20 protein-coding genes are annotated in these 22,240 nt (G+C 63.9%); 6 read left to right on the forward strand and 14 right to left on the reverse strand.

Going from position 1 to position 22,240, the window contains the following annotated elements:
- Positions 1–207 precede the first annotated feature (207 nt).
- The 5 genes from fabV to QBK88_RS08315 form a co-directional block, all read right to left on the reverse strand.
- Complete coding sequence (gene fabV / locus QBK88_RS08295; protein WP_277961676.1) at positions 208–1,404, reverse strand: enoyl-ACP reductase FabV; 1,197 nt, start codon at positions 1,402–1,404, stop codon at positions 208–210.
- A gap of 279 nt (positions 1,405–1,683) precedes the next feature.
- Positions 1,684–3,057 carry a DUF1329 domain-containing protein gene (locus tag QBK88_RS08300; RefSeq protein WP_445764909.1) on the reverse strand — a complete coding sequence of 458 codons (1,374 nt, stop codon included), beginning with the start codon at positions 3,055–3,057 and terminating at the stop codon, positions 1,684–1,686.
- Positions 3,058–3,070: 13 nt separating this feature from the next.
- Positions 3,071–4,864, reverse strand: a complete 1,794-nt coding sequence (locus QBK88_RS08305) for a DUF1302 domain-containing protein (protein ID WP_277961677.1) — start codon at positions 4,862–4,864, stop codon at positions 3,071–3,073.
- Positions 4,865–5,236: 372 nt separating this feature from the next.
- Positions 5,237–6,280, reverse strand: coding sequence for an aromatic ring-hydroxylating oxygenase subunit alpha (locus QBK88_RS08310; RefSeq protein WP_277961678.1), 1,044 nt, complete (start codon positions 6,278–6,280; stop codon positions 5,237–5,239).
- Between the two features lie 158 nt (positions 6,281–6,438).
- The gene (locus QBK88_RS08315; protein ID WP_158158293.1) at positions 6,439–6,705 is read right to left on the reverse strand and encodes a hypothetical protein; all 267 of its coding nucleotides are present in this window, start codon (positions 6,703–6,705) and stop codon (positions 6,439–6,441) included.
- A gap of 125 nt (positions 6,706–6,830) precedes the next feature.
- Between QBK88_RS08315 and QBK88_RS08320 the strand changes: the two genes are divergently transcribed.
- On the forward strand, positions 6,831–7,748 hold the full coding sequence (locus QBK88_RS08320) for a bestrophin family protein (RefSeq protein WP_277961679.1): 918 nt from the start codon (positions 6,831–6,833) through the stop codon (positions 7,746–7,748).
- Here the strand turns inward: QBK88_RS08320 and QBK88_RS08325 are convergent, their stop codons facing one another.
- A complete protein-coding gene (locus QBK88_RS08325) occupies positions 7,749–8,177 on the reverse strand; it encodes a TOBE domain-containing protein (RefSeq protein ID WP_277961680.1) in 429 nt (142 codons plus the stop codon).
- 224 nt (positions 8,178–8,401) lie between these two features.
- Here QBK88_RS08325 and QBK88_RS08330 point away from each other — a divergent pair, with 224 nt between their 5' ends.
- The 3 genes from QBK88_RS08330 to QBK88_RS08340 all read left to right on the forward strand — a co-directional run bounded on the left by QBK88_RS08330 (position 8,402) and on the right by QBK88_RS08340 (position 12,342).
- Positions 8,402–10,144: a cytochrome c biogenesis protein DipZ gene (locus tag QBK88_RS08330; protein ID WP_277961681.1), complete on the forward strand. Its 1,743-nt coding sequence runs from the start codon at positions 8,402–8,404 to the stop codon at positions 10,142–10,144.
- A gap of 175 nt (positions 10,145–10,319) precedes the next feature.
- Complete coding sequence (locus QBK88_RS08335) at positions 10,320–11,873, forward strand: FAD-dependent monooxygenase (RefSeq protein WP_277961682.1); 1,554 nt, start codon at positions 10,320–10,322, stop codon at positions 11,871–11,873.
- Positions 11,874–12,066: 193 nt separating this feature from the next.
- Positions 12,067–12,342 (forward strand): DUF2790 domain-containing protein, encoded by a 276-nt coding sequence (locus QBK88_RS08340; protein WP_277961683.1) that lies wholly within the window; start codon positions 12,067–12,069, stop codon positions 12,340–12,342.
- Here QBK88_RS08340 and QBK88_RS08345 read toward each other — a convergent pair.
- From QBK88_RS08345 to QBK88_RS08355, 3 genes are all read right to left on the reverse strand, one after another.
- A complete protein-coding gene (locus QBK88_RS08345; protein WP_277961684.1) occupies positions 12,306–12,530 on the reverse strand; it encodes a hypothetical protein in 225 nt (74 codons plus the stop codon). The two genes, QBK88_RS08340 and QBK88_RS08345, sit on opposite strands and share 37 nt — an antisense overlap.
- Positions 12,527–12,724 (reverse strand): hypothetical protein, encoded by a 198-nt coding sequence (locus QBK88_RS08350; RefSeq protein ID WP_277961685.1) that lies wholly within the window; start codon positions 12,722–12,724, stop codon positions 12,527–12,529. The genes QBK88_RS08345 and QBK88_RS08350 overlap by 4 nt, the downstream gene beginning before the upstream one ends.
- Positions 12,725–12,823: 99 nt before the next feature.
- Positions 12,824–14,095 (reverse strand): chloride channel protein, encoded by a 1,272-nt coding sequence (locus QBK88_RS08355; RefSeq protein WP_445764910.1) that lies wholly within the window; start codon positions 14,093–14,095, stop codon positions 12,824–12,826.
- 251 nt (positions 14,096–14,346) lie between these two features.
- On the opposite strand from QBK88_RS08355, the gene QBK88_RS08360 reads away from it, so the two are divergent.
- Positions 14,347–14,484, forward strand: a complete 138-nt coding sequence (locus QBK88_RS08360; protein ID WP_268142497.1) for a hypothetical protein — start codon at positions 14,347–14,349, stop codon at positions 14,482–14,484.
- Between the two features lie 3 nt (positions 14,485–14,487).
- Here QBK88_RS08360 and QBK88_RS08365 read toward each other — a convergent pair whose 3' ends face one another.
- Complete coding sequence (locus tag QBK88_RS08365) at positions 14,488–15,399, reverse strand: LysR family transcriptional regulator (protein ID WP_277961686.1); 912 nt, start codon at positions 15,397–15,399, stop codon at positions 14,488–14,490.
- Between the two features lie 178 nt (positions 15,400–15,577).
- Positions 15,578–16,549: a porphobilinogen synthase gene (hemB, locus tag QBK88_RS08370; protein WP_277961687.1), complete on the reverse strand. Its 972-nt coding sequence runs from the start codon at positions 16,547–16,549 to the stop codon at positions 15,578–15,580.
- A 143-nt stretch (positions 16,550–16,692) separates the two neighbouring features.
- Between hemB and ddlA the strand changes: the two genes are divergently transcribed.
- The gene (gene ddlA / locus QBK88_RS08375) at positions 16,693–17,784 is read left to right on the forward strand and encodes a D-alanine--D-alanine ligase (RefSeq protein ID WP_277961688.1); all 1,092 of its coding nucleotides are present in this window, start codon (positions 16,693–16,695) and stop codon (positions 17,782–17,784) included.
- A 77-nt stretch (positions 17,785–17,861) separates the two neighbouring features.
- Here the strand turns inward: ddlA and QBK88_RS08380 are convergent, their stop codons facing one another.
- The 3 genes from QBK88_RS08380 to QBK88_RS08390 form a co-directional block, all read right to left on the reverse strand.
- Positions 17,862–18,134, reverse strand: a complete 273-nt coding sequence (locus tag QBK88_RS08380) for a hypothetical protein (protein ID WP_158153369.1) — start codon at positions 18,132–18,134, stop codon at positions 17,862–17,864.
- Between the two features lie 1,810 nt (positions 18,135–19,944).
- Positions 19,945–20,832: a DUF1932 domain-containing protein gene (locus tag QBK88_RS08385; protein WP_277961689.1), complete on the reverse strand. Its 888-nt coding sequence runs from the start codon at positions 20,830–20,832 to the stop codon at positions 19,945–19,947.
- Entirely contained in the window at positions 20,829–22,130 is a 1,302-nt protein-coding gene (locus QBK88_RS08390) for a cation:dicarboxylate symporter family transporter (protein WP_277961690.1), read from the reverse strand. The genes QBK88_RS08385 and QBK88_RS08390 overlap by 4 nt, the downstream gene beginning before the upstream one ends.
- Between the last annotated feature and the right edge of the window lie 110 nt (positions 22,131–22,240).

The raw sequence follows: 22,240 nt of genomic DNA on the forward strand, positions 1-22,240 counted from the left end.
AGCTACGCTCCCACCGGGACGTGCAAATACCACGCAGACCCCGCGAACCTGTAGGAGCACAGCTCGCTGGCGAAGGGCACAACGCGGTCCGCCAGGTACACCGCACGGCCCTTTTCGCTAGCAAGCTACGCTCCCACCGGGACGTGCAAGTACCACGCGGACCCCACAGGGAGCCCATGAAAAAAGGGCGCTTTCGCGCCCCTTTTTTCAACCCTGGATCAGGTTGGGAATGTCGACTTTCGGGCTGACGTCAGCCTCGTAATCCACACCCGCGAGCTCGAAACCGAACAAGCGCAGGAACTCGTGCTTGTAGCCGGCGAAATCGGTCAGGTCGCTGAGGTTCTCGGTGGTCACTTCGTTCCACAGGGCCTCGACCTTGGCCTGGACTTCAGGGGCCAGTTCCTTGTAGTCGGCGCGCAGGCGGCCGTCGGCATCGACGATCGGCTCGGCGTTGTACAGGCTGTCCTTGAACAGGCCGTAGACCTGCTCGATGCAGCCTTCATGGGTGCCCTGCTCTTTCATCACCTTGAACAGCAGCGACAGGTACAGCGGCATGATCGGGATGGCCGAACTGGCCTGGGTCACCACGGCCTTGAGCACCGACACGCGCGCGTCGCCGCCCAGTGGGGCCAGGTTGGCGCGGATATCCAGCACCTTCTTGTCCAGGTCTTTCTTGGCTTCGCCGATCGAACCGTTCCAGTAGATGTCGTGGGTCAGCTTCTCGCCCAGGTAAGTGAACGCGGTGGTCTTGGCGCCTTCAGCCAGCACACCGGCCTCCTGCAGGGCATCCATCCACATCTTCCAGTCTTCACCGCCCATGACCGCGACAGTGCCGTCGATCTCGGCCTGGGTGGCCGGTTCCAGGGTGGTTTCTTCAACCGTGCCCTTGTCGGTGTTGACGCCGCGCTGGGTCACGGACTTGCCCAGCGGCTTGAGGGTGGAGCTCAGCAATTCACCGGTCTTGGGGTGCAGGCGGCGTGGGGCGGCCAGGCTGTAGACCACCAGGTCGATCTTGCCCAGGTCCTGCTTGATGGCTTCGATGGTCTGGCGCTTGATCTCGTCGGAGAACGCGTCGCCGTTGATGCTTTTGGCGTACAGGCCTTCGGCGGCAGCGAACTTGTGGAACGCGGCGGTGTTGTACCAGCCAGCGGTACCGGCCTTCTTCTCGTCGCCTTCACGCTCGAAGAACACACCCAGGGTCTTGGCACCGGCGCCAAATGCGGCGCTGATGCGCGCGGCCAGGCCGTAACCGGTGGAAGCACCCAGCACCAGCACGTTCTTCGGACCATTGCCGATAGTGCCGTGCTGCTTCACGTATTCGATCTGCTCCTTGACGTTGGCTTCGCAGCCAGTCGGGTGGGTAGTCACGCAGACGAAGCCGCGAACGCGTGGTTTGATGATCATGTAGAGAGCTCCCTGTACGGTGTGCTGTGGGCCAACGTTGCCGGGGCAACGTGACGGGTCTAAGTCATAGACGCACGTAACGCCTTCGCGTCACGGCGAATGCCCATTCAAATGACAATTGTGAACGCTGGCCAAGCGGCGAGCACGCGATGTGCAGGTATTGTAACCATTTTTGCCTTGTGGGACCGGGCGAAGCTCGGCAAAAGAACGCCGCGGTGCATCAGGTACACCGCGGCGTTCTTTTCCCGGGGCAGCCCGGTCCGACAGGAGAGGCGCCGTCTAGCGGGTACCGGCGCTGCGCAGGGCGTTGGGGGTGTAGTCGGCAGGCGTCATCTTCAGGTCGAACTGCACGAAGTTGCGCTCTTCGTTGCTCATGCCGGTCACGATATAGCGCCCGTTCTGCAGGTCAAACAGCGCTTCGAACGCTTCGGCCTGCACCTGGCGGTGGTACCACGGCACCAGCATCGCCTGCCCTACCCGCCACAGTTGACCACGGCCATCGTAGAGGTCGGACATGGCGATGTACCAGCTGTCCTCGTCCACATAGAACGTGCGCTTGCCATAGATATTGCGGGCGCTGGGCTTCAGAGTGGCCTCCACTACCCACACCCGGTGCAGCTCGTAACGGGCATCGGCCTGGTTGGTATGGCCGGCCTTCAGAATGTCGGCGTACTTCACCGTCGGCTGGGTCAGGCGGAAGTTGTTGTAGGGAATGTACAGCTCCTGCTTGCCTATCAGCTTCCAGTCGTACCGGTCTGGCGCGCCGTTGAACATGTCGAAGTTATCCGAGGTACGCATGCCGTCGGACGCCGTGCCCGGGCCGTCGTAGGCCACCTGGGGAGCACGCCGCACTCGGCGCTGGCCGGCGCTGTAGACCCAGGCTTCGCGTGCCTGCTTGATCTGGTTCAGCGAATCGTGCACCAGCAGCACGTCGCCGGCCAGCCGCGCCGGGGCGGTAACCTCTTGCTTGAAGTACAGCAGCGCATTCTTCGCTTCTTCGGGGTCGATGCCGGGCATCTGGTCGGGGAAACCGACCTGGTCGCGAAGCTGCACGATGTTGTAGGAACCATTGGTCTGTGGCGCAGCCTGGGTGTACACACGGCTCAGGTTGCCGCCGCGGTAGCGGGTGATGTGGTTCCAGATCACCTCCAGGCCGTTCTGTGGAATGGGAAAAGCGTAGAAGCGGGTCTGGTCGAAGTTTTCCAGGCCGTTGCCGTCTGCCACCAGGTTGACCTTGGCAGCGCTGGCCTTGGCCGCAGCCTCGACGTTGGCCGGTACCGAGACACTGCGGTGGGTCACGTAGACGGGGATCACAAAGGTGTCGGGGTAACGCTTGAACATCGCCAGTTGCCCCGCCGACAGCTTGGCCTTGTACTGGTCCACATTCTTCGCGGTGATGGTGAACAGCGGCTTCTCACCGGCATAGGGGTCGCCAATGAACCCGTTGCTGGAGACAGGCGCGGCGTTGGTTTTCAGGCCGCCGTCCCAGGCCGGGATACTACCGTCCTTGTTCGCGGCCTTTTCCCCGCCCAGCGGGGTCAGGCTGGTGCCCAGCTTGGCCACCTGGTCGGCACTGACGGCCGCCATCACGTTCGCCGCCACCAGGCTCAGGGCCAGGGCGGCGCATTGCATTGCCTGCTTGCCAATCATCATGAGGTTCCCCACCTTAGAAGTTCACGCCGAAGCTGAGGGCGATGAAATCGCGGTCAGACACGGTGTTGTAATCGCCGCCAAAGAAATTGGTGTAATTGAGGCTGGCGGTGTAGGTGTTCTGGTAGTCGGCATCCAGGCCCAGGCTGACCGCCTTGACCCCTTGGTTGAACACCGGCCCGTAACCGTGCACGTCATGGGACCAGGCGACGTTGGGCTTGAGGTTGATGCCGGCGATGGCGTTGGCGTAATCCCAGATGGCACGGGCGCGGTAGCCCCACGAAACACTGGTGTAAAAGCCACCGGAGCCATATTCGGCGTCGGCCGCGGCGTTTTCCGGAATACCGAACACCGAGTCTCGGCCATAGCGGTTGCCGGCGGTGTCGCTGACCCCGGCGATATGGTCGACGCCAACCTCGCCGATCAGGGTCAGGCGCTGGGCCCCCATGACCTGGTCGAAGAAGTGGGTGAAGGTGGTCTGTGCCTGGGTGACTTCCTTGCGTACGTACCCCGTGTTGATCGCGCCTGCCTGGGCCAGCGCCGCTGCCGCGCCGCCCGTGGCCGCCGCGGTGGCGACGCTGCTGGCCAGCAAGGTGGTGACGTCAGTGGTGTTCAGTTGCAGCGGCATGTTCGGCCGGTAGCTGATCTCGCCGCTCCAGGCGGTGCCCTCGGGCAGGGTGGTGGCGAAGCTCAGGCCGTACAGGCGGATGTCCTCGGGGTAATCCAGGAAGTAATTGCCGCGCCCCAGCAGAATCGGTTGCGCCAGGGCCGGGGTGGTCAACGCCCTGATGACGTCGGCACGGCCAGCATTCTGCACGCTCACGTAAGGGGTGCGGCTGTGGTAGTTCATGGCGTAGGCGCCATACTCGGTGTTGTCACCCAGCCAGCGCAGGGCCAGGCCCCACTGCCCTGAGTCGCGCGCTTCATTATCGGAACCGCGTGGCACGATCAGGCCTTCGGGGGTCACGCCCACGCCCAGGGAGGCCAGTGCCGCCTTGGTGCCGGGCTGGTTGAGAGCGCCCACGGTAGTGGCGTCGAGGATGTTGTAGTTGGCCCGGCACCCCTTGGCCGCCACGTCGGTGCTGGAGAAGAAGGTGCCACAGTTGTCGAGGATGGTGTTGTCCCAGCCCAACTGGTAAAACGCCTCGGCAGACAACTTGTCGGTCAGGCCCTGGGAGACGTACAGCATGTTCACCGGGATCAACCCTTCCTTGATTTCAGCGCCCGGGCGGCGGAACGCCGAGACATCGATGGGGTTGATGGAGTTGATACTGTTGCCGATGAAGGTACTTTCACCCCAACTGACCACTTGCTTGCCCAAGCGTACGCTGCCAGGTTTATCGTCGATCTGGTAGTTGTAGTAAGCGAAGGCATCCAGCAGCTCGATACCGGAAGATTTGGCGGCTTCCTGGCGGCCGTCATTGCTGACGTTCTTGAAGTCCTGGTTTTCGTCCTGAAGTTCGAAGTCATACCAATACTTGACCCGGGTAAATACGCCCATGTTGTCGTATTTCAATTCCAGGTCATGGATGCCTTTGAATATCTTGGAGAAAGTCTCGCCCTTGTCGAAGTTCAGGCGACCGTCATCGTTGGTCTGGGTAAAGCCATGCCCACCGTTCGCCGAACCGATGAGTTTCTGCGACGGGCTCTGGGTACTCCAACTGGCACCAATCGACAGGGACGAGTCGAACTGCCCTTCGATTTCGCCGATATTGAAGTTGACGGCCTGTGCGTCGAAACTGACCGCACACCCGACGGCAACGGCCACGAGGGTTGGTGAAAAAACCCTGAACCTTATTTTTGTTATCATTTGGCGCTCCTTGGTGAATCCCCACATTGTTGTGCACCGCCCGCGCAAACGCCCGGTCATGCTTTTTTATACCGTGAAGAACAGCTAAGAATGCGTAGGAAGTTAGACGGCTCGCGTACAGAACACCCTGCGAACAATCTATGTGCCATCTTCGATACTGTCAAATTGACCCACACCCAAGCAAGCCCATGGCGCCGGGCCTGGGTATGGAAATTGCTTGGGCTGTTTAATCCATTCAGCCCCCGCCAATGGCGGGTCGGCGCGAGGCATATGTAACAACGTTATACGGCGCGATCGACGAAAGCCCACCGTCGAGGGGCCTTCACATTCATGCCGTAGTGTGAGGTGTATCACCAAAAGCCATGAATGGGCTCACCCCACCTGCTGGCGCCCCAGGCCCATGTTCAACAGGATACGACGGTAGGCGGTGGAACTGCGGTCGGCCTGGAAATGCGCCTCCAGCAAGGGGTCCAGAGGCAAGTCTTCCGGCCGTTGGGATTCGACGATGGCCTGGTCTTCGGCGAATATCTGCGCGTTGAAGGCATACACATCCTCCACCGAACCGGTCTTGTCGAAATTACGTGTCAGCGGCACGAAGAGGCGGGTCTTGCGCGCGGACACCGGGCAGGCCGCGTTGAGGATGCACAGGCGGCCGTCATCGGGAAAATGCACGGTCAGCACCGCGCTGAAGGGCGGGTAGACGTCGAACACTCGCAGCCAGCGAAAGCCTTCGGGCTCCAGGTACTGAAGGGCCTTGGGGTAGTTGCTCACCCCGCTCCAGTACTCGGTGCGCAGGCCATAGTCGGTCAATTGCGTGTCATAGGACGGCACCACCGGGTTGTCGCGGTCGGCGAAGGCTTCGTGGTGCACCCAGGCGAAATGCGCCACGTCGATGAAGCCTTCCAACTGACGGCCACTGGAGCCGGCTATGTCCACCCAGGGCGGCAAAATAGGCTGGTGGTCGGGGTCGTCCCAGGTGGGCAGTTGCGGCAGGTTGGGCTCCAGGCTGTGCAGGCTGGTCCACACCAGGCCGAAACGCTCCACCACGGGAAAGGTCTTGAGGGTGAAGCGCGGCGAGATGCGGGTCAGGTCCGGCTGCGCCGGGATCTTGCTGCATCGGCCGTCGGCCCCGTAGTGCAGGCCGTGGTAGGGGCAGACGATTTCATCGTGCGCTACCCACCCCATGCTCAGGGGCACGCCACGGTGCGGGCAAATATCGCGGGCAATGGTGATGCCCGCCGTCGTGCGAAACAACACCAGGGGCACGTCCAGCAATTGCGCGGCCACGGGTTTGTCTTCAACGTCCTGCACCCTGGCCACGGGGTACCAGTGCTGGGCCAGCACCTGCCAGTCATTGGCTTCGAAGGTGCAATTAGCGGGCGGGGACAGCAGTTCGCGAATAGCAATCATCGACATGGCAAAACACCTCGGCATGGGCATACAAAGGCTTTCGCAGGTGGCAGCACTGGGATAGGGCACTGTTTTCATGTATCGCTATATAGCAGTGCATATAACGATGGCTTCCACCTGAAAAGCTGACTTATAAGTCAGCTATTGCAGGTTTCCTGCCAACTTCACTTGTGCCGGTACAGTGCGTCGCGACGCTTGTCCAGGCTGGCCTGGCGCTTGGCGATATCCGCGGCCAGCTCCGCCAGGCGGTCTTCGCCGCAGGCAATGGCAGCGGCCTTGCTGGGGTACAGCTCGTCCACGTGGTAATTGCGCCCGGACTCGGTACGGTCGTAACCACTGGCCGCATAACCGGGGCCGATCAGCTCGATCTCCAGGGGCTGGAAGCTGCGGGTCAGCAGCCAGGCGGTGTAGGGGTAGATTCTTTCGCGCATTGCAGCGTTCCAGGGGCCAAAATGAACAGGTAGGATGCAGCAGCGGCATTCGCTATATACCAAATGATATAGCGCTAGTCCTGCCTATCGCAAATACCTTGATGCCACAGGAGCCCGACCCCCGCATGATCGTCCGCCCCCACAACCCGTCCGCCCTGACGCTGCTGTTTTCCCTGAAGGGCTCCATCATTCCGGCCATCTGGCGCAAGGTGCTGTTCACGGTGCTGATCAGCTCGGCGGTGGTCGCCATTCACGGCACACTGTTCCATTTCAAGGTGGTGCTCACGGCCACGCCGTTCACGCTATGGGGGCTGACACTGGCGATCTTCCTCGGCTTTCGCAACACCGTGGCCTACCAGCGCTTCTGGGAAGCACGCACGCTGTGGGGGGAATTGCTGATCGTCAGCCGCAACCTGACCCGGCAGACCCTGAGCCTGCTGCCCAGCCTGGCGCCTGAGCAGCGCCAACTGCTGGGCCAGGGCCTGATCGGCTTCGCCCACGTGCTCAAGCATTACCTGCGCCGGGAGGCCGTGGCGCCGCAAACGCTGCAGCACCTGGATGAGCACGCGCGGCACCTGGTGCTGGGCCACCAGAACCCGCCGAGTGCATTGCTGGGGTTGCTGGGCAAGCGTTATCAGGAAGCGGCGCGCCAGGCCGGCGCCGGGGAGCAGGTCCAGGTCAGCATCGACCAGCAGGTCACGCGCCTGTCCTATGTGCTGGGCGGCTGCGAGCGCATCAAGGGCACGCCCATCCCCTACCCTTACATCCTGCTGCTGCACCGCACGGTGCACATCTACTGCTTCTTGCTGCCGTTCTGCCTGATCGACAGCATCGGCTGGTTCACGCCGGTGGCGGTGTGCATCCTGGCCTATACCTTCTTCGGCCTGGACGCCCTGGGCGACCAGATCGCCGACCCGTTCGACCTGCAACCCAACGACCTGCCGCTGCACGCCATGTGCCGCAACATCGAGATTGCCGTGCAGGAACTGCTGGAGGTACCGGCGCCGCTGCCCGAGGAGCCGGTGGACGGCGTGCTGATGTGATCAGTCGGCCACGCCCAGGATGATATGCGAGGCCTTGATCACCGCCGTGGCCGCTACACCCGGGGCCAGGCCCAGTTCCTGCACGGCCTCGCGGGTGACGATGGCGAACACCTCGGTACCGCCGGGCAGGCGCAGCACCACCTCGGCGTTTACCGCGCCGTCACCGACCCGTACCACCTGGCCTTGCAGGCAATTGCGCGCCGACAGGCGATAGCCACCGGCGTCGGTCATCAGTACCACCCAGGGCGCCTTCACCAGCGCCACGGCGTCCTTGCCCACCGCCAGGCCCAGGCTCTTTACGCTGGCCAGGGTCACCACGGCCACCAACGCCTCGCCGCCCGGCAGCGTCAAGGCCACCTCGGCATTCACCGCGCCTTCGTTGACCTGGCTGACAGTACCTTTGAACACGTTGCGTGCGCTGACTTTCATGTGAGCTTCCTTGTGGGCGTGAGGGCGCCATCATGGACGCAAGCGCTATGTGCTTGCCAGCCCAGCGCTGGATGCGGACCGCGACGTGTACGCCGGCCTTGGGCCTGGGCCGATTGATTGGCGCGCCAGGTATCACAAAATGTTTAACTACCCGTGAGGATTTCGCACGGGCCAGCGCGCTAGCATCAGCCTCATCCTTCACCAACGCTTACAAGGGCCACACCATGCTGCTGCTATTGCTTGCCTACCTGGGGGGTGTGCTGACCATCGTCAGCCCCTGCATCCTGCCCGTGCTGCCGTTCGTATTCGCCCGCACCGGCCAGCCCTTCGTCAAGAGTGGGCTGCCACTGCTGGCGGGCATGGCCATGACCTTTGCCCTGGTTGCTTCACTGGCCGCCGTCGGCGGGGCCTGGGTGGTGCAGCTCAACCAATATGGCCGCTGGCTGGCGCTGGTGTTTGTCGCGCTGTTTGCCCTGACCCTGCTGCTGCCACAACTGGCCGAGCGCCTGACCCGGCCTCTGGTTGCCGCAGGCAGCCGCCTTTCCGAGGCCGCTGGCCACGACAGCCGCCCCCGCCCGGGTGCGTCGTTTCTCATCGGCGTGGCCACGGGCCTGCTGTGGGCACCGTGCGCGGGGCCGATCCTGGGCCTGGTCCTGACCGGTGCGGCACTGCAGGGCGCCAGCATCGGCACCACCCTGTTGCTGCTGGCCTATGCCGCCGGTGCGGCGACTTCATTGGCCGCGGCACTGCTGATTGGCGGCAAGCTGTTCACGGCGATGAAACGCGCCCTGGGCGCGGGCGAGTGGATTCGCCGGGGTTTGGGCGTACTGATGCTGGCAGGGGTCGCCGCCATTGCGCTGGGGCTGGACACCGGCGTGCTGGCGCAATTGTCCACCGCCTCCACCGGGGGGCTGGAACAACACCTGGTCGACCGCGTGCTCGGTGAGAAGAACAGAACCAGCCAGGCCGCCGCCGTCAAGGTGGCCGACAACCAACCGCTGCCCGTGGAGGGCGACCTTCCCGCCCTGAGTGGTGCGGTGCAGTGGCTGAACTCGCCACCGCTGACGGCCGAAGCCCTGCGCGGCAAGGTGGTGCTGGTGGATTTCTGGACCTACTCCTGCATCAATTGCCTGCGTACCCTGCCCTACCTCAAGGCCTGGGCCGCCAAATACCACGATCAGGGCCTGGTAGTGATCGGCGTGCACGCCCCCGAATTCGCCTTCGAACGCGATGTGGGCAACGTCACCGCGGCCATGAAGAAGCTGGGCGTCACTTACCCGGTGGCCATCGACAACGACTACACGCTGTGGCGCGCCTTCGACAACGAGTACTGGCCGGCCCATTACTTCGTCGATGCCCAGGGCCATATCCGTTACCACCACTTCGGTGAAGGCGACTACGACCAGTCCGAACACGTGATTCAGCAGCTCCTGCGCGAAGCCGGCCATACCCAGGTGAGCAGCGACCTGGTGCAGGCTGAGGCCCAGGGCGTGCAGCAGGCCGCCGACAACCAGGACATGCGCTCACCGGAAACCTACGTGGGTTACCGCCGCGCCGAGCACTTCGCCTCGACCCCGGCAGTGGCCGGCGACAAGGAAACCCAGTACCAATTGCCGGCCCAGCCGCAACTGAACCAGTGGGGCGTGGAAGGCCACTGGACCATCGGCGCCGAGCAGGCCACCCTGGCCCAGGCCAATGGGCGCATCGCCTACCGCTTCCAGGCACGCGACCTGCACCTGGTACTGGGCCCGGGCAGCAACGGCCGGCCGGTTCGGTTCAAGGTCACCGTCGACGGCAAGGCCCCGGGCGATGCCCATGGCACCGATGTAGCGCCCGATGGTAGCGGGCAAGTGACGGAGCAGCGGTTGTATCAGCTGGTGCGGCAACCTGGGGGGGTTGGGGAGCATACGTTCAGTATCGAGTTTCTGGACCCTGGGGTAGCGGCTTATGCGTTTACGTTTGGGTGAGGCTGGTTTCGAGGTGTGAGCTGAATCGGGATTGCATGAGGTTTTCGGCGGCCTTGAGACCCAGCGCCGCCCGCGCGGCGCTCGATCTAAAGAACGCGGGACCCACCACGGCATGCCCCCAGCCCCACACCTGCCATACTCCAGAAACCGCCCCAGAAAAAACGAGGCCTTGCCCATGCACCGCAGCGACGTACTCATCGTCGGCGCCGGCCCCACCGGCCTGGTCCTGGCCCTGTGGCTGGCGGCGCAAGGCGTGCGGCCACGGATCATCGACCTGAACCCGCAACCCGGCACCACTTCCCGCGCGCTCGCCGTGCAAGCCCGGACGCTGGAACTGTATCGGCAACTGAATCTCACCGAGCACGTGCTGCAGCACGGCCACACCGTGGCGGCGATCAACCTGTGGGTCAAGGGCGAAACCGCGGCGCACCTGCCCTTTGCCCCTATTGGCGAGGGCCTGACGCCTTACAGCTTTTTGCAGATATTCCCCCAGGACGAACATGAACGCCTGCTGATCGAACGCCTTGAAGCACAGGGTATCAGCGTGGAACGTGGCGTCGAGCTGCGTGGCTTCGTGGATCAGGGCGCGCAGGTGCTGGTGCAGCTGCAACACCCCGACGGGCACGTGGAGTCCGCCGAAACCCTGTACCTGGCTGGTTGCGATGGTGCTCGCTCGACCGTGCGCCACGGGCTGGGCAGCGGCTTTCCCGGGGGCACCTACCAGCAGGTGTTCTATGTCGCCGACGTGCAGGGCCAGGGCCCAGCGTTCAATGGCGAGCTGCATGTGGACCTGGATGAGGCCGATTTCCTCGCCGTGTTCCCTCTTGCCGGCAGCGGCCGCGCCCGGTTGATCGGCACCGTGCGCGACGAACGCGCCGCGCGGGCCGAAAGCCTGCGATTCGAGGACATCAGCCACCGGGCCATCGACCACCTCAAGGTGCAGGTGGACCAGCTCAACTGGTTCTCCACCTACCGCGTTCACCACCGCGTCACCGAGCAGTTTCGCGTGGGGCGCACCTTCCTGCTCGGCGATGCCGCGCACTTGCACAGCCCGGCGGGCGGCCAGGGCATGAATACCGGCATCGGCGATGCGATCAACCTGGCCTGGAAACTGGCCAGTGTGCTCAACGGGCATGCCGATCAAGCCCTGCTGGACAGCTACGAACCCGAACGCATCGGCTTCGCCCGGCAACTGGTGGCCACCACCGACCGGGTATTCACCTTCGCCACGGCCCAGGGCCCCATGGCCGATCTGCTGCGCACCCGCCTCGCGCCGCTGCTCATTCCCAAGGCGCTGGCCCTGGGCCCGGTGCGCGAGTGGCTGTTTCGCACGGTGTCGCAACTGACCCTGAACTACCGCCACAGCGCCCTCAGCGACGGCGCTGCCGGTCATATCCACGGCGGCGACCGGCTGCCCTGGGTCAACGTCGACGGGCGCGACAACTTCACACCCTTGCAGGCTATCGAATGGCAGGTGCACGTTTACGGAAAAGCCGGTGACGACCTGCGAGCCGTGTGTGCCGGTGAAGGCCTGCGCCTGCACACCTTCGACTGGCACGCGGACCACGGCCATGCCGGCTTCGCACGCCATGCGCTGTACCTGGTGCGCCCGGATGGCTACGTGGCCCTGGCCACCGGCGATCACCCGGCGGCAACCTTGCTCGATTACCTGGCGCGCAGCCCCCTGGGCGTGCGTAACCCCCCGCCTCCCCCCGTCGATGACCTGTAGCGGACCCGGCGGTGTCACAGCCGCCGCGCAGTATCAGGCACACCGCCTCTACCGCCGACGCGGGCTGGGGGCCGCTGGCAGGTAGCATCAGTTTGGATGATGGCCGGTATCGACACCCTCCATTTCAAAGACCGGGGCCCGCCTTCCTAAAATGGCGCCATGCCCTGAACACCCCGATGGAGGGGAGCACATCATGAAATACCTCATCGCCCTCGCGCTGTCCCTGCTGGCCGCCTTCACCTCGTTCGCCCGTGCCGATGACGCCGCGGCCACCAAGGCCGCGCAATCCCAACCCGGTTCTAGCTACGATTACTCGCAGGACCTGGACATCGCCAAGGTAATACGCATGAACACCCGCGCTGGCAGCGAGTGCGGCCCGGTGCAGGGCCACATGACGTACATCGACAGCAAGGGTGTGCAGCACGAACTCAACTACACCCGGTTGGGTGACGGCTGCGACAAAGGTTGATGCGCTGCCACGCCATCCCGGTACAGGCATTCGCCATAGGCCGTGGAGCGTGACAAGGCCCACATCAACAGGGCGAACAGCCCCATCACCATGCCACCGGCGTAGAAGGCCCACGCCAGGTGATAGGCCGACTGGCTGACCAGCGCTGGAGCCAGCATGGTCCAGGCGCGCCACCAGCCTGCTCTCATCCAGCGCGGCCGCCCCCCAATTGCTGGATGGCGAACTGCAGGCCGAATACCGGTAACAGCACGCTGACGATGGCAAGCTCCACCAATTGGACCAGCATCGTCGTGTCGAGCGTGAACAGTTGCTGCAGGTTGTCCCTGCCCACCCAGCCGGTGACCAGCAACAGCAAAAAGAACCGCACGCTCAGGATGTCCATGGCGCTGTAGCGCCCTGCGCGGTTCAACTGGGCAGAACACGAGACGCAATATACCGCGACACCTGTGAATACGTGGTCGCGCTGGTCCCCAAGTAAGGGTCACACACGCTGGCACAGGCGGCTGGCGCACACCGAGCCGACCACCGCGAGGATGATGGGTACCAGGAAGTCGTGGTCAATACGGGTGAACTCGACCACCAGCACGATGGCCGTCAGTGGCATGCTCATGGATGAAGCCAGGAAAGCCGCGGCACCGACGATGGCAAACGCCCCCAGCGGCACGCCGGGCCACAGCAGGTTCCAACCACCCCCCAGCATCACCGCCAGCAAGGCGCCGCAAGCCAGGGCCGGGGTCAGCAGGCCGCCTTCGGCGCCCGCACGCAAGCTGCTGCTGGTAACCACCAGCTTGGCCAGCAACAGCACTGCTGCCAGGGCGATGGTCAGCTGATCGTCGAAGCCCAGTTGCGCGGGGCCCTTGCCGTTGCCCAGCACTTGGGGCAGGTAGATGGCCAGGCAGCCGATCAGGGTGAAATTGACCAGTGCCAGTACCGGCAATGACCAGCCCCGAGCCGCACGGGCACGGGCGGCACCGGTCAGGCGGGTGAAACCGTGCGCGGCCAGGCCGAACAGCGGGCCGCACAGTACCGCCCAGGCAATCAGGCCAGGGCTGATGACAAAGGCCGGCACGCTGTACTGCGCCTCGGCGCCCAGGCCCGTCCAGGCCACGGCGGCGCCAATGGCCGAAGTCGCCAAGGCCATGATCGCCTCGCGCCAGGCAAACCGTGCCAGCAGCACCTCCAGCACGAACACCGCGCCGCCCAGCGGCACGTTGTACACCGCCGCCAGGCCGGCACCGGCGCCACAGGCGATCATCAGCCGGCGAGTGTCGGCGTCCAGCCCTGCCCCGCGCGAAAGGCGGTCGGCGATCAGCGAGCCCAGCTCACGGGGCGCCACCTCCCGGCCCAGCGGCGAGCCCAAGGCGACAGTGATGATCTGCAACAGCACATGGCCGAGGGTGGCGAGTGCGGGCATGCGCGCATCAGGGTCGCTGACGGCTTTCTTGACGCTGACCAGCGGTTTTGCGAAGCGGTACAGCAGCCACCAGCCCAGGCCCGCGACCAAGCCGCACAGCATCAGGGCACACACGCGGCGTTCGGGGGCCGCAGCGGTCACACCGAACAGAAAGCTTTCGTGGCCCACCAAGTGGTCCTGGCTGTAGCCGTAGGCCAGGTGCTGGATACCGTGCAGCAGCAAGGCCAGGAGCATGCCGCCCAGGCCGGCGCCGATGCCGGTCAACAGCACCACCGCCGCCAGCGCCAGGGTGGTGCGCACGGGAGAACGAATGGCCAGGGGTGTTTCGGGCAACGACATGCAGCGCTCCAGCGGCGGTTGAATGAGCCGAGGGTAACCGTGAGGGCGGTGCATGCCCACCATCAGCCGCACTATTGGGAGCTGGGCGCTACAGGTTGTCCGTTCCACGGGGCCATCCCGGCCTGAGCCCAGGTCCGCTCAGGGGGATTGTTACCGGATCGGGAACACAGCCTTGCACCCTGCGACCTAGCGTCGCACCCTAGCCATTGGTAGAGTAGCGCCGGATTGGAAGACCCTGTAAGGACCGCCCCATGCTTCGACTCGTCGCCTACGCGCTGCTGTTTCTGATTTCCTGTGGCATCGCCGTGGACCATCGCCGTGAATACCGCCGCGGCCAGGCTCGTCGCCGGGCGCTGGTGGCGTCGCAGCACACCCACGCCCAGGACTGAATCCTACTGCGTCAGCGCCTGACCACCCGGCAATACCGAACGCAGTTGGCTGATCAACACTTTGATCTTGGCATCCAGGTAGCGCCGGTTGGTGTACACCGCGTACACGTTCAGGCATTGCAGCCGGTACTGCGGCAACAACCGCACCAGGCTGCCGCTGTCGATCCCCTTCTGTGCCGAGAACACCGGCAGCGCCCCTACCCCCATCCCTGACTCGATCGCGTCGATCATGGCATCACCCATGTTCACCTGGAATGCCGACGGCCCCAGGTTGATGCGCTGCACGTCATCATCACCGTGAAACTCCCAGTGGTCGGTGACATTGCTGGGGTTGATCAGCCGCAGGCACTCATGGTCCCGCAGGCCTTGGGGGGTAGACGGTACGCCGTGGCGCGCGATGTAGTCGGGGGAGGCGCAGAGCACGCTGTAGGACTGGCCGATGCGCTGGCTGACGTAACCGGAGTCCGGCAGTTGCGCCGCCAGGACAATGGCCACGTCGATGCCCTCTTCTATCAAGTCGGGCATGCGGTTGGCCATGGTCAGCTCGAAGCTGACGTCGGGGTGCTGCTGACGGTAATCGGCGATGGCCGGCACCACGTAGTGCCGCCCCACGCCCATCATCGAATGCACCCTCAGGCGGCCGCTGGGGCGCAACTGAGTGTTGCCTGCCTCGTTTTCGGCTTCATCGACATGAGCGATGATCTGTTCGCAGCGGGCCAGGTAACGCTGGCCGACTTCGGTGAGGGCGACATGACGGGTACTGCGGTTCAGCAGGCGCGCGCGCAGGTGGGCTTCCAGGGCCGCGATGCTGCGCGATACCGTGGCCACGGCCACGTTCAACTGTTTGGCGGCATGGCTGAAACTGCCCGCTTCGGCGACGCAGACGAAGGTGCGCATGTTTTGCAGAGTGTCCATCGAATGCCTCTTGGATGGTTAAGCTGCAATTGTCACACAGGTCTGGCGAATGATTATTCCGTGGGATGAAAAGGCTATTCGCCTGGGGCGGAATACTGTGGGGCCTTTTTACCAAGCTTTGCCGGGCCCCACAGGGCAGCATCGCACCTTGTGGGACCGAGCGAGGGGACACGCGGAATCAGATCCCGTCGCGGGCGATGTCCATGGCGAAATAGGTGAAGATCAGGTCGGCCCCAGCGCGCTTGATGGCGCCCAGGCTTTCCCGCACCACGCGGGCTTCGTCGATGGCACCGGCCTGGGCACCGAACTTGATCATCGCGTATTCACCGCTGACCTGGTAGGCAGTCAGGGGCAGGCGCGAGGCTTCGCGGATGTCGCGGATGATGTCCAGGTACGCGCCGGCGGGCTTGACCATGATGGCGTCGGCACCTTCCTGCTCGTCCAGCAGCGACTCGCGCACTGCCTCGCGGCGGTTCATCGGGTTCATCTGGTAAGCCTTGCGGTCACCTTTGAGCGCCGAACCACCGGCTTCGCGGAACGGGCCGTACAGGGCCGAGGCGAACTTGGTCGAATAGGCCATGATCGAGGTGTCGATGAAACCGGCTTCGTCCAGAGCACTGCGAATGGCTTGCACCTGCCCGTCCATGGCGGCCGATGGCGAGATGAAATCAGCACCGGCACGGGCAGCGGCCACGGCCTGCTTGCCCAGGTTGCGCAAGGTGGCGTCGTTGTCCACGCCGTGGTCGCACAGCACACCGCAGTGGCCGTGGGAGGTGTATTCGCAGAAGCAGGTGTCGGCCATGACGATCATTTCCGGCACGGCGTCCTTGGCGATGCGCGCCATGCGCGACACCAGGCCGTTTTCCTGCCAGGTATCGCTGCCGTCGGCGTCCAGCTTGTGGGAGACGCCGAAGGTCATCACCGACTTGATGCCGGCACGGGCGTAGCGCTCGATCTCGCCGGCCAATTTCGATTCGGGGATACGCATCACCCCCGGCATGCTGGTGATGGGCACGAAGTCATCGATTTCTTCTTCGACGAAAATCGGCAGCACCAGGTCGTCCAGGCTGAACTCGGTTTCCTGGAACAGCGAACGGAGGTTCTCGGAACGCCGCAGGCGCCGTGGACGAACAATGGGGAACTGGGACATCGTGATTCCTGTGTTGAACATGACAATTCAGTGCGTCAGATTATGCCTGTCCTGCCTTCAGGACAAATCGGCTTTGACAATGCATTCTTGCAGTCAGTGTAACAGTGCCGATTCAGCCGCCCAAACCTATAAGGAACACCGTGATGGCCAAGCTGCGCGTAGGGGTTATTTTTGGAGGCCGTTCGGCCGAACACGAGGTGTCCCTGCAGTCGGCGCGCAACATCGTCGATGCCCTGGACCGCGAACGCTTCGAGCCGGTGCTGATCGGCATCGACAAAGACGGCCAGTGGCACCTGAACGACGCCGGCGACTACCTGCTCAATCAGGATGACCCGGCGCTGATCGCCCTCAACCGCTCCAACCGCGAATTGGCCCTGGTGCCCGGCAAGGCCGAGCGCCAACTGGTGGAAACCGGCGTTTCGCCGCTGGCCCATATCGACGTGATCTTCCCGGTGGTGCACGGCACCCAGGGTGAGGATGGCTGTCTGCAAGGCCTGCTGCGCATGGCCGACCTGCCCTTCGTCGGTTCCGACGTGCTGGCCTCGGCGGTGTGCATGGACAAGGACATCAGCAAGCGCCTGCTGCGCGACGCCGGGCTGGCCATTACCCCCTTCATCAGCCTCAACCGCGCCAACGCCCGGCGCCGCGGCTTTGCCCAGGTGCAGGCCGAACTGGGCCTGCCGCTGTTCGTCAAACCGGCGAACCTGGGCTCCTCGGTGGGGGTCAGCAAGGTCGAGGACGAAGCTGCCTACTGGCAGGCCGTGGAACTGGCGCTGGCCTATGACGACAAGGTACTGGTGGAAGCCGCCGTCAAGGGGCGCGAAATCGAGTGCGCCGTGCTGGGCAATGACCAGCCCATCGCCAGCGGCTGTGGCGAGATCGTGGTCAAGGACGGTTTCTATTCCTACGACAGCAAATACATCGATGCTGACGCGGCCCAGGTGCTGGTGCCGGCGGACATTCCGGCCGAAGCCAGCGAGCGCGTGCGCGAATTGGCCATCGAAGCCTTCCAGGTACTGGGCTGCAGCGGGCTCGCGCGGGTAGATGTGTTTCTCGCAGACAGCGGCGAGGTGATCATCAACGAACTGAACACCCTGCCCGGCTTCACCCGCATCAGCATGTACCCGCAGCTATGGCTGGCGGCGGGGTTGACCTACACCGAACTGGTCAGCCGGCTGATCGACCTGGCGCTGGAGCGTCATGGCCAGCGCAGTGGCCTGAAGGCCACTCGGTAATATCCGCATCGCCGGGGCCGCTGCCTGGCCTGGTGGGAGCTGGGGGCGCCCACCGGCTGAAACAGTGCCGATGGTCGTCAGAGGACCTGTTGGTCGGTGATCATCGATTGCACGATGAAGTCTTTCTGCGCGGGGGTCAGGGTGTCCCAGATGTGGGTTTTGCCGTACAGGCCCAGGCCGCCGATGATGTAGATCACCAGGGCGCAGATGATGGCGATGGAGGTGGCGGTCCAGCGGCCTTCGTCTTCATCGGCGTGGGTGCCTTGCAACTCGGCCCGCGGGCTGACCGAGGTACCACTGAACAAGCGGCGAAACATTTGCAACAGGAAAAGCAGGACCAGGCGCAGCATGGGTAGGGGTCTCTCTAAAAGGTACAGGGATGCGCAGTCCGTGCGCGACTGTGAATCAAAAAGCGGAAACGAAAAAGCCCGTCGCATGGACGGGCTTTTTTATAAGAAGTAAGGAGGCTGGCTCCTGCGGCTCGTTGGCCGAATGCCGGTGATTTTACATGTACCGTTTGGTTAATTCCACTATAGATAGCAAGCAAACGATAAACGGTCAGTCATCGTACAACCCCACCTGAGAGGCGCATGATCTCAAGGACGCTGGAGAAACCCAAGCCATGCACCTAGAGGCCCTGACCCAATCCCAAGCCAGACAAACAAGGCGGTCGAGGTAATCCCCCAGACATAATTGGCCCGAAACAGATGTAGGAGCAGAGCTTGCTCGCGAAGCGCCGCGCGGGCGGCGCACGGTCTCAAGGGCGCCGGAAACCTTGAGCCATGCACCTGGCGCCTTGATACGGTCTCAAGCCGGAAAAACAAGGCGGTCGAGGCAATCCCACAGACATAACTGGCCCGAAACAGATGTAGGAGCAGAGCTTGCTCGCGAAGCGCCGCGCGGGCGGCGCACGGTCTGAAGAGCGCTACAACAACATCGACTAGCGCTTGGTGGCCATGATGAGATCTCCAGCGGGGCCCCCAAAAGCCTGTCATGAAATCGCATCAGGGCCGCCAGGTGCATGGCTTTGGTTTAATGGCGCTCTTGCGACCGTGCGCCGCCCGCGCGGCGCTTCGCGAGCAAGCTCTGCTCCAACGTTTGTTTCGGGCCAGTTATGTCTGTGCCATTGCCTGGTCCGCCTTGTTGGTTCGGCTTGGGATTGGGTCAGGGCCACCAAGTGCATGTCTTGGGTTTCTCCGGCGCCCTTGAGACCGTGCGCCGCCCGCGCGGCGCTTCGCGAGCAAGGGCTCGGCGCCCCCTCGCTCCTACATCTGTTTCGGGCCAGTTATGCCTGTGCCATTGCCTGGTCCGCCTTGGTTGTTCGCCTGGAGATTGGGTCAGGGCCACCAAGTGCATGGCTTGGGTTTCTCCGGCGCCCTTGAGATCGTGCGCCGCCCGCGCGGCGCTTCCCGGCCAAGGCCGGTCCCACATCTGTTTCGGGCCAGTTATGTCTGTGCCATTGCCTGGACCGCTTTGTGGGTTTGGCTTGAGATTGGGTCAGGGCCACCAAGTGCATGGCTTGGGTTTTTCCGGCGCCCTTGAGACCGTGCGCCGCCCGCCCGCGCGGCGCTTCGCGAGCAAGCTCTGCTCCTACATCTGTTTCGGGCCAGTTATGTCTGTGCCATTGCATGGTTCGCCTTGATTGTCCGCCTGGAGATTGGGTCAGGGCCTCCAGGTGCATGTCTTGGGGTTCTCCGGCGCCCTTGAGACCGTGCGCCGCCCGCGCGGCGCTTCGCGAGCAAGCTCTGCTCCTACATCTGTTTCGGGCCAGTTATGCCTGTGCCATTGCCTCGCCGCTTTGTTTTTCCGGCTTGAGACTGCATCAGGGCTTCTAGGTGCATGGCTTTGGTTTTTCCGGCGCCCTTGAGACCGTGCGCCGCCCGCGCGGCGCTTCGCGAGCAAGCTCTGCTCCAACGTTTGTTTCGGGCCAGTTATGCCTGTGCCATTGCCTGGACCGCCTTGTTTTTCTGGCTTGAGATTGGGTCAGGGCCACCAAGTGCATGGCTTGGGTTTCTCCGGCGCCCTTGAGACCGTGCGCCGCCCGCGCGGCGCTTCGCGAGCAAGCTCTGCTCCAACGTTTGTTTCGGGCCAGTTATGTCTGTGCCATTGCCTGGTCCGCCTGTTGGTTCGTCTTGTGATTGGGGGTGCCGCAGGGCCGCATCACCAACGCCGCGTTGCCTCCAGGGTGTCCACCAGCCGCGTCCAGTCGAACGGCAGCGTGTCGGCATAGGTCAGCCCCTGCTGCGCCATGCGCTCCACCAGCCCGCGCTGGGTGGCGACGATGGCCTGGCTCATGTGTGGCGTCACGCCGACGTCAGCGGCGGTCTTGGCCACTTCTTCCATTTCCTCGGCACGCCGGCGGCCATGCTCGGCCACGCGGCTGACCAGGTAATGCGGCAGCTCAGCGTCCCAACCCATGCTCGGAAAACTCTTGTGCAGCGAGGCCAGCACGGCGTCTTCGGCGCCGTATTGGCGGGCGGTGGCCAGGCATTCGGTGGTCAGGGCTTCCAGGCCCTTGATCATCACGCTGCGGCACATCTTGATGGCCGACGCCACGCCAATGTCGTCCGCCACCACCCGCACGTTGAAGCCCAGGGGCGTGAGCCAGGCCGCCACTTGTTCCGCCGGCTCACCGCCCAGCAGTATCGGCGTCTGCAAGCGCTGCGGCGGCACCGGCGCCATGACGGCGGCGTCCAGGTAGCGCCCACCCGCGGCATTCACGGCGTGGCAGGCGGTGCGCTTGGTGTTCGGCGCCACCGAGTTGATGTCCATGAACACCTGTTCGGGCGTCATCAGCGCGGCCACCTGCTCAGCCACCCCCAAGGCAGAGCCGGCGGTCACGGCACTGATGATCAGGTCGGCGCCGGCCATGGCGTCGGCGGCGCTGGCGCACCACGCTACACCCGAGGCCACGGCCTTGGCGCGCAGGGGCTCGCCCAGGCGGTCATAGGCCCGCACCTCAAGGCCTTGGGCGGCCAGGTCATGGCCGAGGATGCCGCCGGCTTCTCCGAAGCCGATCAACGCGATGCGAAGGCTGTGATCTTTCATTTTGAACTCTCTGGCAAGGTGGCAAGCGGTACCGCGCAGGCGCGGTCAGGGGAGGCAAGGTAAGCGTCGAAGCGCTGGCGATCGAAAAGCTTTTCCCAGCGGCAGATGACGAACACCGCAACGCTGTTACCGATCACGTTGGTGGTCGACGTGGCGATGGCCAGCACCCGGTCGATGCCGAACAGCAGCCCTACCGCGCCCATGGGCAGCACGCGCACCGTCTGCAGGGTGGCGGCCAGCTTGATGACCGCCCCGCCAGCCGAGCCGGCGCCGCCCTTGGAGGTCAGCAGCATGACGCCCAGCAGGCTCAGTTGCTGCCCCAGCGACAGCGAGGTGTCCGTGGCCTGGGCCAGGAACCCCAGGCCGCAGGCCATGTACAGACAGGCGCCATCGATGTTGAAGCTGTAGCCGGCCGGCAGCACGAAGCCCACCACCGCCTCGTCGCAGCCGGCGTGCTTGAGCTTGTCCACCAGCCGGGGAAACGCCGCTTCGCTGGACGCGGTGCCCATGGCGATGATGGCTTCATCCTTGATCACCCGCAGAATCTTGAGCAGCGAAAAGCCAGCCAGCGCCGCTACGCTGCCCAGGATCAGGAAAATGAAAATCAGCACACTGGCGTAATAGGTGAGGATATAGCGCAGCAGGTACAACAGCGTCGAATGCCCGTAGCTGCCCACCGCCGCGGCCATGGCGCCGAACGCCCCCAGGGGTGACAGGCGCATGATATAGCCCAGCAGTTTGAAAATGACGGTCTGGCCTTCATTGAGCAAGCGCATGCCCACCCAGTCGGGCTTGGCGCACTGGGCCAGGGCCACGCCCACCAGCAGCGAGACAAACAGCACCGGCAGGATGTCACCGTCGACGAAGGCGCTGCCCAAGGTGCGCGGAATGATCGACAGCATGAAGTGGCTCAGGCTGAAGCTGTCGGCTGCCAGCGCAGCGCTCTGTCCTGCGGCGTCCCCGGTCAGGGTATCGGCCATGTGCAGGTGCAGCCCGTCACCGGGGCGTACCAGCGACACCACCACGAAGCCGGTGAGCATGGCCAGGGTGCTGACCACCTCGAAATACACCAGGGTCTTGATACCGATGCGCCCCAGCCGACGAAAGTCGCCGATGTGGGCGATGCCGTGGACCACGGTGAAGAAGATGATCGGCCCCAGCAGCATCTTCAACAGGGCGATGAAGGCGGTGCCAAGGGGTTTCATCTGCACGGCGACGTCTGGCGCCAGCAGCCCCAGGGCTATGGCCAGGGCCATCGCGATCAGCACCTGGATGTACAGCTTGCCGAACCATTTCATGGCGGCTCCTCGTTGTTGTTTTTATTGCGTTCGAGGGTCGCATGGGTGGACGGAGGGGAAAAATGCATTCGTTTGTGGGTGCCATGCCTTTTGTTTATGGAAAAGCAGTG

This window comes from Pseudomonas sp. RIT-To-2 (assembly GCF_029623465.1).
In the GTDB taxonomy this organism is placed as follows: Bacteria; Pseudomonadota; Gammaproteobacteria; order Pseudomonadales; family Pseudomonadaceae; genus Aquipseudomonas; species Aquipseudomonas silvicola.

Coding starts and splice junctions, on each gene's coding strand:
- QBK88_RS08320 (WP_277961679.1), top strand. CDS start 6,831: ATGATCGTCCGCCCCCACAACCCGTCCGCCCTGACGCTGCTGTTTTCC.
- ddlA (WP_277961688.1), top strand. CDS start 16,693: ATGGCCAAGCTGCGCGTAGGGGTTATTTTTGGAGGCCGTTCGGCCGAA.
- QBK88_RS08305 (WP_277961677.1), bottom strand. CDS start 4,864: ATGATAACAAAAATAAGGTTCAGGGTTTTTTCACCAACCCTCGTGGCC.
- QBK88_RS08345 (WP_277961684.1), bottom strand. CDS start 12,530: ATGAGAGCAGGCTGGTGGCGCGCCTGGACCATGCTGGCTCCAGCGCTG.
- QBK88_RS08365 (WP_277961686.1), bottom strand. CDS start 15,399: ATGGACACTCTGCAAAACATGCGCACCTTCGTCTGCGTCGCCGAAGCG.
- QBK88_RS08330 (WP_277961681.1), top strand. CDS start 8,402: ATGCTGCTGCTATTGCTTGCCTACCTGGGGGGTGTGCTGACCATCGTC.
- QBK88_RS08340 (WP_277961683.1), top strand. CDS start 12,067: ATGAAATACCTCATCGCCCTCGCGCTGTCCCTGCTGGCCGCCTTCACC.
- QBK88_RS08380 (WP_158153369.1), bottom strand. CDS start 18,134: ATGCTGCGCCTGGTCCTGCTTTTCCTGTTGCAAATGTTTCGCCGCTTG.
- hemB (WP_277961687.1), bottom strand. CDS start 16,549: ATGTCCCAGTTCCCCATTGTTCGTCCACGGCGCCTGCGGCGTTCCGAG.
- QBK88_RS08325 (WP_277961680.1), bottom strand. CDS start 8,177: ATGAAAGTCAGCGCACGCAACGTGTTCAAAGGTACTGTCAGCCAGGTC.
- QBK88_RS08385 (WP_277961689.1), bottom strand. CDS start 20,832: ATGAAAGATCACAGCCTTCGCATCGCGTTGATCGGCTTCGGAGAAGCC.
- fabV (WP_277961676.1), bottom strand. CDS start 1,404: ATGATCATCAAACCACGCGTTCGCGGCTTCGTCTGCGTGACTACCCAC.
- QBK88_RS08355 (WP_445764910.1), bottom strand. CDS start 14,095: ATGTCGTTGCCCGAAACACCCCTGGCCATTCGTTCTCCCGTGCGCACC.
- QBK88_RS08390 (WP_277961690.1), bottom strand. CDS start 22,130: ATGAAATGGTTCGGCAAGCTGTACATCCAGGTGCTGATCGCGATGGCC.
- QBK88_RS08360 (WP_268142497.1), top strand. CDS start 14,347: ATGCTTCGACTCGTCGCCTACGCGCTGCTGTTTCTGATTTCCTGTGGC.
- QBK88_RS08300 (WP_445764909.1), bottom strand. CDS start 3,057: ATGATGATTGGCAAGCAGGCAATGCAATGCGCCGCCCTGGCCCTGAGC.
- QBK88_RS08315 (WP_158158293.1), bottom strand. CDS start 6,705: ATGCGCGAAAGAATCTACCCCTACACCGCCTGGCTGCTGACCCGCAGC.
- QBK88_RS08350 (WP_277961685.1), bottom strand. CDS start 12,724: ATGGACATCCTGAGCGTGCGGTTCTTTTTGCTGTTGCTGGTCACCGGC.
- QBK88_RS08310 (WP_277961678.1), bottom strand. CDS start 6,280: ATGTCGATGATTGCTATTCGCGAACTGCTGTCCCCGCCCGCTAATTGC.
- QBK88_RS08335 (WP_277961682.1), top strand. CDS start 10,320: ATGCACCGCAGCGACGTACTCATCGTCGGCGCCGGCCCCACCGGCCTG.